The 16,158-nt window shown below is 66.6% G+C and carries 13 protein-coding genes; 9 read left to right on the top strand and 4 right to left on the bottom strand.

What is annotated here, in order from left to right:
• The first annotated feature begins 149 nt into the window (after nucleotides 1–149).
• From hutH to LJ655_RS06120, 9 genes are all read left to right on the top strand, one after another.
• The gene (hutH, locus tag LJ655_RS06080; protein ID WP_230560363.1) at nucleotides 150–1,670 is read left to right on the top strand and encodes a histidine ammonia-lyase; all 1,521 of its coding nucleotides are present in this window, start codon (nucleotides 150–152) and stop codon (nucleotides 1,668–1,670) included.
• A gap of 25 nt (nucleotides 1,671–1,695) precedes the next feature.
• Nucleotides 1,696–2,391 (top strand): histidine utilization transcriptional repressor HutC, encoded by a 696-nt coding sequence (gene hutC, locus LJ655_RS06085; protein WP_230560364.1) that lies wholly within the window; start codon nucleotides 1,696–1,698, stop codon nucleotides 2,389–2,391.
• A gap of 71 nt (nucleotides 2,392–2,462) precedes the next feature.
• Nucleotides 2,463–4,151: a urocanate hydratase gene (hutU, locus tag LJ655_RS06090; RefSeq protein WP_230560365.1), complete on the top strand. Its 1,689-nt coding sequence runs from the start codon at nucleotides 2,463–2,465 to the stop codon at nucleotides 4,149–4,151.
• 29 nt (nucleotides 4,152–4,180) lie between these two features.
• Nucleotides 4,181–4,816 carry a HutD/Ves family protein gene (locus LJ655_RS06095; protein WP_230560366.1) on the top strand — a complete coding sequence of 212 codons (636 nt, stop codon included), beginning with the start codon at nucleotides 4,181–4,183 and terminating at the stop codon, nucleotides 4,814–4,816.
• Nucleotides 4,813–6,042: an imidazolonepropionase gene (gene hutI / locus LJ655_RS06100; RefSeq protein ID WP_230560367.1), complete on the top strand. Its 1,230-nt coding sequence runs from the start codon at nucleotides 4,813–4,815 to the stop codon at nucleotides 6,040–6,042. The genes LJ655_RS06095 and hutI overlap by 4 nt, the downstream gene beginning before the upstream one ends.
• 15 nt (nucleotides 6,043–6,057) lie before the next feature.
• Complete coding sequence (locus tag LJ655_RS06105; RefSeq protein ID WP_230560368.1) at nucleotides 6,058–7,443, top strand: formimidoylglutamate deiminase; 1,386 nt, start codon at nucleotides 6,058–6,060, stop codon at nucleotides 7,441–7,443.
• Nucleotides 7,444–7,492: 49 nt separating this feature from the next.
• On the top strand, nucleotides 7,493–8,308 hold the full coding sequence (hutG, locus tag LJ655_RS06110) for an N-formylglutamate deformylase (protein WP_230560369.1): 816 nt from the start codon (nucleotides 7,493–7,495) through the stop codon (nucleotides 8,306–8,308).
• Nucleotides 8,309–8,700: 392 nt separating this feature from the next.
• The gene (locus LJ655_RS06115) at nucleotides 8,701–9,363 is read left to right on the top strand and encodes a hypothetical protein (RefSeq protein ID WP_230560370.1); all 663 of its coding nucleotides are present in this window, start codon (nucleotides 8,701–8,703) and stop codon (nucleotides 9,361–9,363) included.
• 45 nt (nucleotides 9,364–9,408) lie between these two features.
• Nucleotides 9,409–11,352 carry a DUF3857 domain-containing transglutaminase family protein gene (locus LJ655_RS06120; protein ID WP_230560371.1) on the top strand — a complete coding sequence of 648 codons (1,944 nt, stop codon included), beginning with the start codon at nucleotides 9,409–9,411 and terminating at the stop codon, nucleotides 11,350–11,352.
• Between the two features lie 60 nt (nucleotides 11,353–11,412).
• Here the strand turns inward: LJ655_RS06120 and LJ655_RS06125 are convergent, their stop codons facing one another.
• From LJ655_RS06125 to glgA, 4 genes are all read right to left on the bottom strand, one after another.
• Complete coding sequence (locus LJ655_RS06125; RefSeq protein ID WP_230560372.1) at nucleotides 11,413–12,564, bottom strand: branched-chain amino acid ABC transporter substrate-binding protein; 1,152 nt, start codon at nucleotides 12,562–12,564, stop codon at nucleotides 11,413–11,415.
• Between the two features lie 314 nt (nucleotides 12,565–12,878).
• Nucleotides 12,879–13,340 (bottom strand): hypothetical protein, encoded by a 462-nt coding sequence (locus LJ655_RS06130; RefSeq protein WP_230560373.1) that lies wholly within the window; start codon nucleotides 13,338–13,340, stop codon nucleotides 12,879–12,881.
• Nucleotides 13,341–13,475: 135 nt separating this feature from the next.
• The gene (pdxY, locus tag LJ655_RS06135) at nucleotides 13,476–14,342 is read right to left on the bottom strand and encodes a pyridoxal kinase PdxY (protein WP_230560374.1); all 867 of its coding nucleotides are present in this window, start codon (nucleotides 14,340–14,342) and stop codon (nucleotides 13,476–13,478) included.
• Nucleotides 14,343–14,607: 265 nt separating this feature from the next.
• Nucleotides 14,608–16,068 carry a glycogen synthase GlgA gene (glgA, locus tag LJ655_RS06140; RefSeq protein ID WP_230560375.1) on the bottom strand — a complete coding sequence of 487 codons (1,461 nt, stop codon included), beginning with the start codon at nucleotides 16,066–16,068 and terminating at the stop codon, nucleotides 14,608–14,610.
• Nucleotides 16,069–16,158 lie beyond the last annotated feature (90 nt).

Here is a 16,158-nt window from a genome sequence, read left to right on the forward strand (position 1 = left end):
ACCCCCTAGCCGTGCGCCAGCGGGGGATTTTCCGCCTGAACGAAGCCGCAAACTATGGAAATCCCGAGGCACGATATTTAAAAAATAAGTTGTATATACAAGACTCGCCCGATAGACTTACTTGAACTTGTATAGACAGGACGACAACCATGATTCTGAAGCCCGGCTGCCTGACCCTCCCGCAACTGCGCCAGATCGCGCGTGAGCCGGTCACGCTTGAACTCGATCCCGCCAGCCATGCCGCTATCGACGCGTGCGCGCAGGCCGTCGCCGAGATCACCGCCAGGGGCGAGCCGGCCTACGGCATCAATACCGGCTTCGGCCGCCTCGCCAGCACGCACATTCCGCGCGATCAACTCGAACTGCTGCAGCGCAATCTGGTGCTGTCGCATGCGGTCGGCGTCGGCGAGCCGATGTCGCGCCCGGTCGTGCGTCTGCTGATGGCGCTGAAGCTGTCGAGCCTCGGCCGCGGCCACTCGGGCATCCGCCGCGAAGTGATGGAAGCGCTGATCGCACTGTTCAACGCCGACGTGCTGCCGGTGATCCCGGTCAAGGGCTCGGTCGGCGCATCGGGCGACCTCGCGCCGCTCGCGCATATGTCGGCGATCCTGCTCGGCGTCGGCGAAGTGTTCGCGAAAGGCGAGCGCATCCCGGCTACCGAAGGCCTCGCACTCGTCGGCCTGAAGCCGCTCACGTTGCAGGCGAAGGAAGGTCTGGCGCTGCTGAACGGCACGCAGGCCTCGGCCGCGCTCGCGCTCTACAACATGTTCGCGATCGAAGACCTGTACCGCACGGCGCTCGTCGCCGGCGCGCTGTCCGTCGACGCGGCGATGGGCTCGGTCAAGCCGTTCGACGCGCGCATCCACGAACTGCGCGGCCATCGAGGTCAGATCGACGCGGCGGCGGCTTATCGCTCGCTGCTGCAAGGCTCGGCGATCAACGTGTCGCACGCCCACTGCGACAAGGTGCAGGACCCGTACAGCCTGCGCTGCCAGCCGCAGGTGATGGGCGCGTGTCTCGACCAGATGCGTCAGGCCGCCGAAACGCTGCTGGTCGAAGCGAACGCGGTCTCCGACAATCCGCTGATTTTCCCGGACACCGGCGAAGTGCTCTCGGGCGGCAACTTCCACGCCGAGCCGGTCGCGTTCGCGGCCGACAACCTCGCGCTGGCCGCTGCGGAAATCGGCGCGCTCGCGGAACGCCGCATCGCGCTGCTGATCGACGCGACACTGTCGGGCCTGCCGCCGTTCCTCGTCAAGGACGGCGGCGTCAACTCCGGCTTCATGATCGCGCACGTGACGGCGGCGGCGCTCGCGTCCGAGAACAAGACGCTCGCGCACCCGGCCTCGGTCGATTCGCTGCCCACGTCCGCGAACCAGGAGGACCACGTGTCGATGGCGACTTTCGCCGCGCGCAAGCTCGGCGATATCGCCGAGAACACCGCGAACATCCTGTCGATCGAACTGCTCGCCGCCGCTCAGGGCGTCGATCTGCGCGCGCCGCACAAGACCAGCCCGAGCCTGCAGAAGGTGATGGACCTCGTGCGCAAGCACGTGCCGCACTACGAGCTCGACCACTACTTCGCGCCGGACATCGCAGCCGTCACGAAACTCGTGCAGGCCGGCTCGATCGCGAAGCTGAGCCCGTTGTCGTTCGCCTCGGAACAATGAGTCGCCGGGAACACGGATCACACCTATGAACGCACCGGCTTATCAGGGCATCAAGGACTTCATCCTCGCGCGCATTCACGCGGGGGAGTGGGGCGAGGGCGACCAGGTTCCCTCGGAAAACGAGCTTGCGCGCGAGTTCAACGTCGCGCGCATGACGGTCAACCGGGCGTTGCGCGAGCTGACCTCGGAACAGGTGCTCACACGCGTACAAGGCTCGGGCACCTTCGTCGCCCGTCCCAAGTACGAGTCGACGCTGGTCGCGATCCGCAGCATCTCCGATGAGATCGTCGCGCGCGGTCATCGCTATCAGGCACAGGTGCTCGACATCGGCGCAAGCATCGCCGATGCGGCGCTCGCCGAAGAGATGCAGGTGAGCGCGGGCAGCCCCGTGTTTCATTCGCGCCTGCTGCATTTCGAAAACGAGGAGCCGGTGCAGCTCGAGGAACGCTGGGTCAACCCGGCCGTCGCGCCCGAATATGCGTTGCAGGATTTCACCATCACGACGCCGAACCAGTACCTCGTGCGCGTCGCGCCGCTGCAGCGCGTCGAGTACCGCATCGAGGCGCTCGGGGCCGACGACATCACGCGCGAGCTGCTGACGATGAGTGAACGCGAGCCGTGTCTCGTGCTGCACCGGCGCACGTGGTCGCAAGGGCAGGTGGCCTCGATCGCGAATCTGTGGCATCCGGGCACCCGTTACCGCTTCACCGGTCATTTCTGAATTCGTTTTTTCGCGCCTTTTCGTTTGCGCCGAATCTTTATCGAACCTCTTCACGCCTCCCGAGGGACACCATGAACGATCCGAAACCCGTCGATCCGCGTCTTGATCCGAGCCGCACGGTCCGCGCACCGCGCGGCGCGCACAAGACCTGCAAGACCTGGATCGCGGAAGCCGCGTACCGGATGATCCAGAACAATCTGGACCCCGAAGTCGCCGAGCATCCGCACGCGCTCGTCGTGTATGGCGGCATTGGCCGCGCCGCGCGCAACTGGGAGTGCTTCGACCAGATCCTCGCGTCGCTGAAGGACCTGAACGAAGACGAAACGCTGCTGATTCAATCGGGCAAGCCGGTCGGCGTGTTCCGCACGCACGCGGACGCGCCGCGCGTGCTGCTCGCGAATTCGAACCTCGTGCCGCACTGGGCGACGTGGGAACATTTCCATGAACTCGATCGCAAGGGCCTGATGATGTACGGCCAGATGACCGCGGGCAGCTGGATCTACATCGGCAGCCAGGGCATCGTGCAAGGCACCTACGAGACCTTCTTCGCGGTCGCGAACCAGCACTTCAACGGGGAGCCCGCGGGCCGCTGGATCCTGACTGGCGGTCTCGGCGGCATGGGCGGCGCGCAGCCGCTCGCGGCGACGATGGCGGGCTTCTCGATGATCGCGGTCGAATGCGACGAGACGCGCATCGACTTCCGTCTGAAAACGCGCTACGTCGACCGGAAAGCGAAGACGCTCGACGAAGCGCTGGCCATGATCGAAGCAGCGAAGCAAAGCGGCAAGCCGGTGTCGGTCGGTCTGCTCGGCAATGCCGCCGACGTGTTCGCCGAGTGCGTCGCGCGCGGCATCACGCCGGACTGCGTGACCGATCAGACGAGCGCGCACGACCCGATTCACGGCTACCTGCCGCAAGGCTGGACGGTGGAGGACTGGCGCGAGCGTCAGAAGACCGCCCCGCAAAGCATCGTCACGCCGGCCAGGCAGTCGATGGCGAGGCAGGTGCAAGCCATGCTGACGCTGCAGGAACGCGGCGCGGCAACGCTCGACTACGGCAACAACATCCGCCAGATGGCGCTCGAAATGGGCGTGGAAAACGCGTTCGATTTCCCGGGCTTCGTGCCCGCGTATATCCGTCCGCTGTTCTGCGAAGGCAAGGGGCCGTTCCGCTGGGTCGCGCTGTCGGGAGATCCCGAGGATATCTACAAGACCGATGCGAAGGTCAAGGAACTGATTCCCGACGATCCGCATCTGCATCACTGGCTCGACATGGCGCGCGAACGCATCGCGTTCCAGGGTCTGCCCGCGCGGATCTGCTGGGTCGGCGTGAAGGATCGTTATCGTCTCGGCCAGGCGTTCAACGAAATGGTCAAAAACGGCGAATTGAAGGCGCCGATCGTGATCGGCCGCGACCATCTCGACACCGGTTCGGTCGCGAGCCCGAACCGCGAAACCGAATCGATGAAGGACGGCTCGGACGCGGTCAGCGACTGGCCGCTGCTCAACGCGCTGCTGAACACGGCAGGCGGGGCGTCGTGGGTGTCGCTGCATCACGGCGGCGGCGTCGGCATGGGCTTCTCGCAGCACGCGGGCGTCGTGATCGTCGCGGACGGCACCGAAGCCGCGCACCAGCGCCTCGGCCGCGTACTGCTGAACGACCCGGCGACCGGCGTGATGCGTCACGCGGATGCGGGCTATGAACTCGCGCAGCAAACGGCGCGCGAAGTTGGCCTGAATCTGCCGATGCTGGGCCGCTGATCGTGCGCGTTGTCAACGACGCGGGCGGCATGGCAAGCGTCACGCTGATTCGCGGCGCTAGCCTCGTGGCGGCGCCGTGGAAAAACGGCGGCGGGCTCACGCGCGAGGTGGCCGCGTTTCCGCCGCCGGGCAGCGGGCAGGGCGCGGCGGGCAGCGACTTCCTGTGGCGCGTGAGCGTCGCCGATGTCGAGCAGGCCGGGCCGTTCTCGCGCTTCGACGGCGTCGAGCGGACGCTCGTATTGCTCTCGGGCGCGGGTATGCTGCTCGATGAGATCGGCGACGCGGGCGTGGTCGCGACGCAGGCGTTGCGGCAGCCGCTCGACATCGCGCGCTTTAGCGGCGAGACGCGCATCGACGCGCGGCTCGTCGACGGCGCGACGCGCGACTTCAACCTGATGGTTCGGCGCGACGTGGCGCAGGGCGAAATGGACGTGTGGCGCACTGGCGGCCAGGCCGATGCGCCGCGCTCGCTCGACGGCGACGTGGTGCTGCTGTTTTGCGCGAGCGGCGCGGTCACGGTCACGGTCCCCTTGGCCGCCGAGCACGCGCAGGCTGTGCGGCTCGACAGCGGCGACACGCTGCGCATCGACGGGCCGAACGCGCTAGCCTGCGCACTGGCGGGCGAGGGCGCGGTGCTCGCGATCACGATTCACTACACGCGATGAAGCAAACTCTCTGGCATCACCTGAACCTGTGTGCGCAGGGCGATCCTCGCCACACCGTTGCCGATGCCGCGATCGCGGTCGAAGACGGCCGCATCGCGTGGCTCGGCGCGGCTGCCGAACTTCCCGCGCAATACGCCGGATGGCCGCGCGAAGATCTGCGCGGCGCGTGGGTGACGCCGGGCCTGATCGATTGTCATACGCACCTTGTGTACGGCGGCCAGCGCGCGGACGAATTCGCACAGCGTCTCGCGGGTGTCAGCTACGAAGAAATCGCGCGGCAGGGCGGCGGCATTCTGTCGACGGTGCGCGCGACGCGCGCGGCGGACGAAGCGTCGTTGTTGCGGCAAGCCGCGGCCCGGCTCGAACCGCTGCTCGCCGACGGCGTGACGGCAATCGAAATCAAATCCGGCTACGGCCTCGACCTCGCGAGCGAGCGCAAGATGCTGCGCGTCGCCCGGCAACTCGGCGAGCGCTATCCGGTCACGGTCTATACGACGTTTCTCGGCGCGCATGCGCTGCCGCCTGAATTCGCGGGCCGCGCAGACGCGTATATCGACGAAGTCTGCAACACGATGCTGCCCGCGCTCGCGGACGAGGGCCTCGTCGATGCGGTCGACGTGTTCTGCGAGCGCATCGGTTTTTCGCTGGCGCAAAGCGAGCGCGTCTTCAACGCCGCCGCGCGCTACGCGTTGCCGGTCAAGATGCACGCCGAGCAGTTGTCGAACGGCGGCGGCACGGCGCTCGCGGCGCGGCACCGCGCGCTGTCGGCGGATCATTTGGAGTTTCTCGACGAAGCCGGCGTCGCCGCGATGAAAGAAGCGGGCACCGTCGCGGTGCTGCTGCCGGGCGCGTACTACTTCATTCGCGAGACGCAGTTGCCGCCGCTGGAACTGCTGCGGCGCTACGAGGTGCCGATCGCGCTTTCGACCGACAGCAATCCGGGCACCTCGCCCGCAACTTCGTTGCTGCTGATGATGAACATGGCGAGCACGCTGTTTCGCATGACCGTGCCGGAGGTGCTGCAAGGCGTCACCGCGCATGCGGCGCGCGCGCTCGGCAAAGCCGGCGAGCACGGCGCGCTGCAAGTCGGTCGCGCGGCCGATTTCGCGGTGTGGTCGGTGGATTCGCTGGCCGAGCTTGCTTACTGGATTGGCCGGCCTTTGTGCGCGCGCGTCGTGCGCGCGGGCGAAACCGTTTATACGCGGCGCGAGTCGAGTGCGACCTGAACCAGAGCCAGATAGATGACGCAATCCAATCAATCGCTGTTCGCCGCTCACGCGTATCTGCCCGACGGCTGGCGCCGTAACGTGCTGCTCGAATGGGACACGCAAGGCACGCTGAGCGCGGTCACGCCGGATCGACCCGAAGCGCCGCCGGGTGTGCCGAAAGCGGCGGGCCCGCTGATGCCTGGCATGCCGAACCTTCACTCGCACGCGTTTCAGCGCGCGATGGCGGGGCTGACCGAATATCGCGCCAACGCCACGGATAACTTCTGGTCCTGGCGTGACCTGATGTATCGCTTTGCCGCGCGCATCACACCGGAAGGTCTCGCGAGCGTCGCGCAGTGGCTCTACATCGAAATGCTGAAGGCCGGCTATACGTCGGTGTGCGAGTTCCACTACGTGCATCACGCGCAGGACGGCCGGCGCTACGCGAATCAGGCCGAGCTTGCGCAACGGGTCGTGGATGCGGCATCGGCGAGCGGCATCGGCATCACGATGCTGCCGGTGCTGTATCAGTTCAGCGGCTTCGGCGCGCGTGCGCCGCGCGACGATCAGCGGCGCTTCGTCAATACGCCGGAGAGCCTGCTCGATCTGCTCGGTACGCTGCGCGCGGCGCGACCCGAAAACACCGCGCGGCGTTACGGGGTGGCGCCGCATTCGCTGCGCGCGGTGCCGCAGGCGTCGTTGCGCGCGTTGCTTGGCGGCATCGATGCCAGCGCGCCCGTGCATATTCATATTGCCGAACAGACCGCCGAAGTCGACGCATGCCTCGAAACCGAAGGCGCGCGGCCGGTGCAATGGCTGCTCGATCGTTTCGATGTGGACGGCCGCTGGTGTCTGGTGCACGCCACCCATGTCGATGCGAACGAAACGCTCGCGCTCGCGAAGAGCGGCGCGGTCGCGGGTTTGTGTCCAAGCACCGAGGCCAATCTCGGCGACGGCATCTTTCCCGCGCACGACTATCTCGCCGCGCACGGCCGCATCGGCGTCGGCTCGGACAGCCATATCGGCGTCGACTGGCGTGCCGAGTTGCGACTGCTCGAATACGGCCAGCGTCTGACACGCCGGCAGCGCAACGTGCTGGCCTCGGCGCGAGCCCCGCATGTCGCGGATGGTCTGTACGCGGCCGCGCTCGACGGCGGCGCGCGTGCGACCGGCCGCGCGGTCGGTGCGTTGCTGCCGGGCCATCGCGCGGACTGGCTCGTGCTCGACGCCGAGCATTCGAGCATCGCCGAACATGCGCCGCAGGCGTGGCTGTCGGGCGTCGTCTTCTGCGAGCATGGCGAGACGCCGATCCGCGATGTTTATGCAGGCGGCGTCAAGGTCGTCGATGATCGCAGGCATCGAGACGAAGAGGGCGCGTATGCGCGCTATCGCACGGCGCTCGTGGAGCTGCTCAAATAACGCCATGACCCGCCGAACCGATTCTCCGATCCCCCGATTCTGGACTGACATGACTGCGTCGAACCTCACGCCGGTTTTCTCGCTGCATCAGGGAAGCCTGCCGCTTCTGATCTCGATCCCGCATCTGGGCACGCAAATCCCCGCCGACATCGCCGCGACGATGACGCCCCTCGCGCAACGCACCGACGATTGCGACTGGCATCTCGATCGCCTGTATGCATTCGCGAAACGCCTCGGCGCGTCGATCCTGACACCGACCTACGCGCGCTACGTGATCGACCTGAACCGCCCGCCCGACGGCGCGAACCTGTATCCGGGGCAGGACACCACGGGCCTGCTGCCGGTCGATACCTTCGACAAGGAGCCGCTCTATCTCGACGGCCACCTGCCCAGCGACGCCGAAATCGCGCGCCGTCGCGACGTCTACTGGAAGCCGTATCACGACGCGCTCACCGGCGAGCTCGCGGCGCTCAAGGCGAAGCACGGCAAGGTGCTGCTGTGGGAAGCGCATTCGATCCGCTCGCGCGTGCCGCGGTTTTTCGACGGACGTCTGCCGGATTTCAACTTCGGCACCGCGAATGGGGCGAGCGCGGCGCCCGGCATGGCCGACGAACTGGCCGCGCTGGTCGAGCGCCACGGCGGCTATACGGCGGTCGCCAATGGCCGCTTCAAGGGCGGCTATATCACGCGGCAATACGGGCAGCCCGGGCAGGGCGTGCATGCGGTGCAACTCGAACTGTCGCAGATCACCTACATGGAAGAGCAACGGCCCTATGCGTACGATGAAAACCTCGCCGCGAAGGTCGCGCCGCTGCTCGAAGCACTGGTGACGACGGCTCTCGCGCGCGTCGAAGCAAAGGTGTAACAGCATGTGTCCGTGATTGCATGCTGGCGCGATCATATGGAATGGTTTGAGCGTTTGGCGCGCGCGGCGTGATCGTGCGCCGGCTGTTTCACGACGCGGTGCGCCATGAAAAAAAGCCCCGCGAATGCGGGGCTTTTTGATGTGCGCCGCGCCCATTGGACGCGGTTTCAGTCAGTGTTGTGGAGCAACCATTGCGGCACCACGCGTGCCGCAATGGCGCATAAGCATGCCACATCGCGCCGTCACGGATAGGAACGGCGCGCGAATACGTGTATCAATGCAACACGCGGTGTGTCGTACGGCATTGCACGTCAACCGCGAGGCGACGACTCTTTCAGAACGATGACATGGCGGTCATCGGTTCATCAGGCGAAAAGATGGAAGACCCAGCGATGGAAGATTCCGACGAATTGCTGCTGCCAGTCTGGCGCGCGAACCTGGTGTTGCTGACCAGCGAGGTCGGCGCCGCGACCCGGCTCGCGCGCATGATGACCTTTTCCGCAAGCTATCTGAAGCTGATGCTGTCCGGGCAGCGCGAGTTCAGCGAGGAGTTCGTGCGCGGCGTCGAGGCCGTTACCGGCTTGCCGGGCGGGTGGATGGACGTGCTGCACACCGGTCCCGACATCCCGCCGAATGCGCGCGAGGCGATCGACAACGAGCAGCCGCTCGCGCGCTTTCGCGGCACCGCGCATCCGGTGCGCAAGAAGACCGTGCTGCGGCCCGAGCCGATTTTCTTGCAGCCGCAGCCCGCGCGTCGCATCGAGGAACAACCGCTCGATGTCGAAGCGCACCGCCGTCACGCGCATTTTCGCAAGGTGCGCGATCTCGCCACGCAGGAAGTGCGGCGCTTCGAGCGGCATCTGCTGCATGCGCCGGTGGAGCTCGCGTCGATGCGCGCGAAAGTCGAGGACGTGATGGCCGCGGCCGAACTCGACGACCGCATTCAGGCCGATCTCGCGGGCCGCCTCGAACAGATCGACAAGCATCGGAACATGCTGCTCAGGCACGTGGAAAAACTGCAGGCGCTGCTCAGTCAGCTCGACGACAGCGAGTGACGGTACTGTGCTGGAAGCACGACACGAACCTGGCCGAGGTCGATCTTGCGGAACATTGTCGTCACGTTGGCGCACACGCCGATCGGCGGGAGCGGGCTCGCGCGGCGCATGCGTGGTGCCGCGTTGCTTGCCGCACTATGCGCCGCCATCGCCAGCGCCATCGCCTTTCCCCTGCGCTGCGCCGCAGGCGAGCGCGTCCCCTCGACGATCGAGCGCGACGTTCACCTGTTCGTGATCCAGAAGGACGGTTCCGTCGAGGAACACGACGACACCGTGATGCGCGCGGATACGGCCAGCGGCATCGACGATATCGCGCAGCGCTACGTGTGGTTCAACAAGGACATCGAGCAGGTGCAACTGCTGGCCGCCGAAACCATCGACCCCGACGGCACCAGGCACATCGTCGGTCCCGAGGCGATCCGCGACGTGGATGAGCCGCGCTCGGCCGGCGCGCCGAGCTTCGAGGACGGCGTGTTGCGCACCGTGATCTTCCCCGCCGTCCAGGTCGGCTCGCGCGTGCATCTCGCGTTTCGCAAGACGCGCGCGAAGCCGCTGCAGGCGGGCACCTTCGCTTATCTGGTCGAACCGTCGCTCGAGCCGGTCGAGGAGCAGCGCCTGATCTTCGATCTTCCGGCCGACGTGCCGCTTTATACGGACGCGCGCGGCTACGTCGCGCTGCCGCCCGTGAGCGCGAACGGCCGCACCCGCTACGAGTTCGACTATCGGCACGGCCCGTATGCGCGGCACGAAGCGGGCGCGGTCGGCTATGCGAACTGGGGCGACCGGCTGATGGTCTCGACGGTGCCGGACTTCGCGAGCTTCGCCGCGCGCTATCGCGGTCCCGCCGACAGCGACGCGACCCGCGACGATCCCGCGATCGTCGCGCTGGCGCAGCAACTGACGGCAGGTCTCACCGATCCTCGCGACAAAGCCCGCGCGCTCTACGACTGGATGCGGCTCAACATCCGCTACGTCGCGCTGTTTCTCGGCGAGACGGCGGCGATTCCGCACAAGGCGGCGGACATCCTGCGCAACCGCTATGGCGACTGCAAGGACCACGTCGCGCTATACGGCGCGCTGCTCGCGGCGACCGGTATTCGCAGCGAACCCGTGCTGCTCAATCTCGGCCCGTACTACTCGCTGCCCGATGTGCCGGGCTACGGCGCGAGCGCGATCAATCACGCGATCATCTGGATCCCGGAACTGGCGCAATTCGCGGACACGACGGCGGGCGGCACCGAGTTCGGCTATCTGCCGGGCGGCGTGATGGACCGGCCGGTGCTGCTGGTCGACGACGGCGTGCTCGCCCGCACGCCGGCTACGCAACCGCGCGAGCGCAACGCCCGCCTGCAGATCGACATCGACGACGACGGCACCGGGCATTACGCATATCGTGTCGAGGATGCGGGCTTTCCTGCCGAGCTCGAGCGCAACAGGTTCCGGCGCGCGACGCGCCAGGGCGCGCAGCAGATTGCCGCGAGCCGTCTGCTGCAAACGGGCCTGCACGGCACTGCGCAGTCGGAGACCGAGGACGTGAGGGCGACCGCCGGCGCGTTTGCGACATCGACGGAAGGCCGCGTGCCGCACCTTGTCTGGCCGGACGGCACGACTGCGGTGCCGGCCCTGACGAGCCTCGCCGGCGGCATGAACTCGCAGGTCGAGGCGTGGCTGGCGGAACCCGTCAGAACGCAGCCGTGGACCTGCATCGGCGGGGAGTTCGATGAAACCCTGGAACTGAGCTTGCCGCGCTTTGTGCGCGTGACGGACTTGCCGGCCGACAGCCTGGTCGAGGACCCGCTGCTCACGTTCGCGTCACGCTACGTCTTCGATCCTCAGACACGCACCTTGCAGGTCAGCCGGCACCTGCGCGCCGCGTTCGGGCATCAGATGTGTACCGCAAGCGAATTCGCGGCGATTCACGACGACCTCGTGCGCATCGAGCGCGATCTGGATGCCGAGCTGGTCGTCAAGTCCGTGAGCGTGAGATAGAAGCGGGCCCCGCATCGGCCGCAAGCCGGGCAGGGCCGCTCTCCTGGCCGGAGTTCGCGCTTACGTGCCGCTCTTCGTCACGATCGGCACCCACGCGCCGTTCTTCACCTGATACAGCGTCGAGGCGCCGCTCTTCAAGGCGCCGGTGCTGTCGAACGAGATCTTGCCGGTCACGCCATCGTAATCGATCGACTTCAGCACCGGACGGTACACGTTCGGCGAGTCGGATTTGGCCTGCTGCATCGCCCTGATCGCGACCCACGCGCCGTCATAGCCGAACGGCGCGTACGACAGCACGTCCGCGCCGAAGCGCTTCTTGAACTTGGCGTTGAAGTCCTTGCCGCCCGGCAGCTCCGCGAGAGGTCGGCCGTATTCCCAGGCCATCGCGCCGTCGGACGCTTCGCCCGCGAGCTTGATGAAGTCCTCGTCCATCACGCCGCCGCCGCCGACCAGCTGTGCGTTCAGGCCGAGCTGCTTCATGCGCCGAGCGAAGCCCGCGGCCTGGCTGTCGAGGCCGGCGAAGAACACGAGGTCCGCATTGGCGCCCTTGAACTTGGTGATCTGCGTGCTGAAGTCGACTGCATGGTTGTCGGTGTAGTCGCGCGCGACGATCGTGCCGCCATGCGCCTTCACGGCTTTCTCGAACTCGTCGGCCTCGCCCTGGCCGAACGCGGTGCGATCGTCGATGATGGCGATGCGCTTGGCCTTCGTGACGTCGACCGCATAGACGCCTGCGTTGCCGGCGTTCTGCGCATCGGTCGAAATCACCATGAAGGTGTTCGCGAAGCCGCGGCCCGTGATGATCGGGTTCGTCGCGGCGGGGTCGAGCACCGGAATGCCGGCCTGCTCATAGACCTGCGAGGCCGGAATCGTCGTGCCCGAGTTGAAGTGCCCGACGACCACCGCGACGCCCGAGTCGACCAGCTTCTGCGCGGCCTGCACGCCGACGCGCGGGTCGGCCTGATCGTCCTGCGAGACGATCTCGAAGTGCGCGACCTTGTCGCCGATCTTGATCTTCTGCGCGTTGGCTTCGTCGATCGCGAGCCGCACGCCGTTTTCCAGATCCTTGCCGTAGCCGGCATTGGCGCCCGTCAGCGGCGCGGCGAAACCGATCTTGACCGACAAGTCGTCGGCGAAACTGGCGGCAGGCGCGACGGCGAACATCGCGCCCACGAGCAGGCTCAAGGGTTTCAGCGTGTTGCGAAGACTCATGGTCTCTCCTTGCATCGACGGTTGTTATGAAAACGGCAAAACAGCCAGGCGGTAGGACACGTGATTCTGGCGGGAATATAGAAAGCCAAATTGCCGTCGTCTTGGCAATTCGTGGCGTTTTGGATGAGCATTTCGGCACAGGCCGCGACCTGTGCGCGAAGTGCCTATAAAGCGTGTGGGCGGGAGACAACCAGGCGTGCCGCGCGGAGCGCCGCCATGGCTGCCGATTGCCGCATATGCTTGAGAAACCGGCGCGAGCGCGCCGGCGGGAGGTGCGGTGTTGCGGTGTTGCGGGGGAAGGCGGAGTCTTCCGCCTAGCGCCCGCCTTGCTGGCGCAGCAGTTCTTCACGCAGACGCTGGAGCGGCGCCTTGGTGTCTTCGTCGGCCCATGTGTCGAGATCGTCGATCGCGCGCTGGCAGCCGTCGAGCACCACGTCGAGATCGACCGGCACGCCGTTGTTCAGCGCGAATTCGATCGTCTCGGCGAACTGCTGGCACTCGTCCTCGCCGTACGAGATGTCGAGGTTGTCGGCGATGATTTCGGCGATGTTGCTGCGCGCCTTGTCGTCGGCCGTCACCATGTCGACGATGCCGCGCGCCACCGCCAGCGAATAGTAGAGCGCGATATCGAGCCATTGCGCGGGATCGAAGTCGGGCTGGCCGAACTGGTCCTCGAAGAACTCGATCGCTTCCTGTTCGTGCGCTTCGTCCGCGTCGACGCTCATGCACAACTGTTCAAAAAATTCTTCCCGCTCGCTGCGGATATGACCGTCCATCGATGCCTCGTCTGCTGAATGCCGGATGCTGTAAATTGCCGCGCGGCGCGGGCGCAAGCCCGTCGCGGCGCGGCACGCATTATAGGACGGCGGCCAGCACAAGCCCGCTATTGGCGTGAACGGGCCCCAAGTGACCTAAGCCGTCTCCGCGACCCACGCATCGAACCACTCGCGCGGCTGCGCGATTTCGTTCTGCGACGCCACGAGTTCGAGTTCATAGCGTCCGGCCAGCCAGGTCGTCTTCACGACGGCGTTCACCGCGGCGAGCGTGTGCTCGAAGGCCGAGCGGATCGAATCGCCGAGCAGCGTGCGCGCGACGAAGACCGCGCTCGTCAGATCGCCGACGCCGACCGGCTGGCGCGCGAACGGATAGAGCGGGCGTTGTCCCATCCACGCCTCGCGCTCGGTGACGACCAGCATGTTGAAGCGGTCGGCGAGACTGTTGCGATCGAGCAGATGCTTGACGAGCACGAGCTTAGGCCCGCGTGCGATCACCTCGCGGCACGCGGCCACCGCTTCCTCGAGCGTCTCGATCTCGCGGCCGACGAGGCGCTGCAATTCGATGTGATTCGGTGCGATCGCGTCGGCGACTCGCGGCATCTCGCGCACGAGGAATTCCTGGATGCCCGGCTCGACCTTGCAGCCGCCCGCCGCGCCCATCACCGGATCGCAGAAGTACCAGGCGCGCGGATTGGCGGCCTTCACCGCCCTGACGATTTCGATGACCGCCTGCGCCTGTTCGGTCGTGCCGAGATAGCCCGAGAGCACCGCGTCGCAGCGCGGCAGCATGCCGATTGCGCCGATGCCCTCGACGAGCTCTTCCATCTGCGAGGCGTCGATCGCGCTACCGCTCCAGTGCCCGTATTGCGTGTGATTCGAGAACTGCACGGTGTTGAGCGGCCACACGTTGATGCCCAACCGGCGCATCGGAAACTCGGCCGCGCTGTTGCCGGCGTGACCGAACACGACATGGGACTGAATGCTCAAAACGTTTTTCGTCATGGTAAGGCTCGCGCGACCGGTCCAGCGCGATCAACAAAGCGGGAAGGAAGGGCTCGCGCGGGCGGGACGATGGCCCGGGCGCCGCGCGGCAGACATGCCTGACACAGATGGTGCAGGAAAAACGCACGAACTGCATCACCGGCAAGTCAGCCAACAATACAGGAGATTGGCCGCCGCGAGTTGATCCGGCCCCGTGTTGTTGCGCCGAACCATCAAATGCGCGCGGAGATTCGCGGAACCTGACAATCCGCGCGCCGCCGACGCTTCAGACCAGCTCCTGATACAAGGCCAGATAGCGCTCCGCCGACGCGCCCCAGCCGAAGTCCTCGCGCATGGCGCGCCGCTGCGTGGCCTTCCATTCGGTGCGGCGCCCGTAGAGCGCGAAGGCGCGCCGGATCGCCGCGGCGAGTCCTTTCGGATCGAAACGCTCGAACACGAAGCCGGTCGCGAGATCGTCGGCGAGGTTTTCGAGCGATGCGTCGGCGACCGTATCGGCGAGACCGCCGACGCTGTGCACGAGCGGCAGCGACCCGTAGGCGAGCGCATAGAGTTGCGTGAGCCCGCACGGCTCGAAGCGCGACGGCACCGCGACCACGTCGCTGCCGGCGATGATCGTATGCGCGAGCGCTTCGTCGAAGCCGAGCTCGACCGCGACCGATTCCGGATGCGCCTGCGCGACCATCTTGAGGCCGGTTTCGAGCGCCGGATCGCCGGTGCCGAACACCACCAGCTGGCCGCCGCGCTTGACGATCTCGGGCACCGCGCCGAGCAGCAGGTCGAGGCCCTTCTGCTCGGTCAACCGGCTGACGACGCCGAACAGCAGCGCGTCGCTGCGCGGCGCGAGGCCGAAGCGTTTTTGCAGCGCTTCCTTGCAGGCGAGCTTGCCGGCCAGCCGCGAGGCGCTGTAATGCGTCGCGAGCAGCGCGTCGGTGGCGGGATTCCATACCGTGTAGTCGACGCCGTTGAGGATCCCGCTCAGATCGTGCGCGCGATGGCGCAGAAGTCCGTCGAGCCCGCCGCCGTGCGCGAGCGTCTGGATTTCGCGCGCATAGTTCGGGCTGACCGTCGTGATGCGGTCGCTGTAGTAGAGCCCGGCCTTCAGGAACGATAGCTGTCCATAGAATTCGACGCCGCGCATGTTGAAGAAATCGTGCGGCAGGCCGAGCAGGCCGAACTGATGCGCGGGAAAAATCCCCTGGTAGGCGAGGTTGTGGATCGTGAACACGCTGCGCGCCGGCGCGCGGCCATGCTCGCGTTCGGCGGCCTTCAGATAGGCGGGCGCGAGTCCCGCGTGCCAGTCGTGCGCATGGACGATCTGCGGCGACCACGTGGGGTCGAGCTGCTGCGCGAGTTGCGCGGCGACCCAGCCGAGCAGCGCGAAACGCTGCGCGTTGTCGCCGTACGGCACGTGTTCATCGTTCAGATACGGGTTGCCGGGCCGGTCGTACAGCGACGCGGCGCTGATCACATAGACGGTGAGGCCGTTCGTGGGCAGCGTGCCGCGCTCGAGCGTCACGTCCGGCGCGCCGAAACGGCTTCCCAGCTGCGCGACCGTTTGCAGGTCGCCGAGGCCGGCGAGCACGGCCGGAAATCCCGGCAGCAGCACCCGCACGTCGGCGCCGCGCTCGATCAGCGCGGACGGCAGCGCGCCCGCGACGTCGGCGAGACCGCCCGTTTTGAGGAGAGGATACAGCTCGCTTGCGACGTGCAGGGCGCGAATCGTCATAGGCCGGGTCTCGGTCGGGATGGCAGGGTTGATCGGGCAAAGCGTGGCCGGCGGCTGGCGCCGCAGGCGCGGACAAAGGGCAGGCCGGCG

Source organism: Paraburkholderia translucens, assembly GCF_020881035.1.
In the GTDB taxonomy this organism is placed as follows: Bacteria; Pseudomonadota; Gammaproteobacteria; order Burkholderiales; family Burkholderiaceae; genus Paraburkholderia; species Paraburkholderia translucens.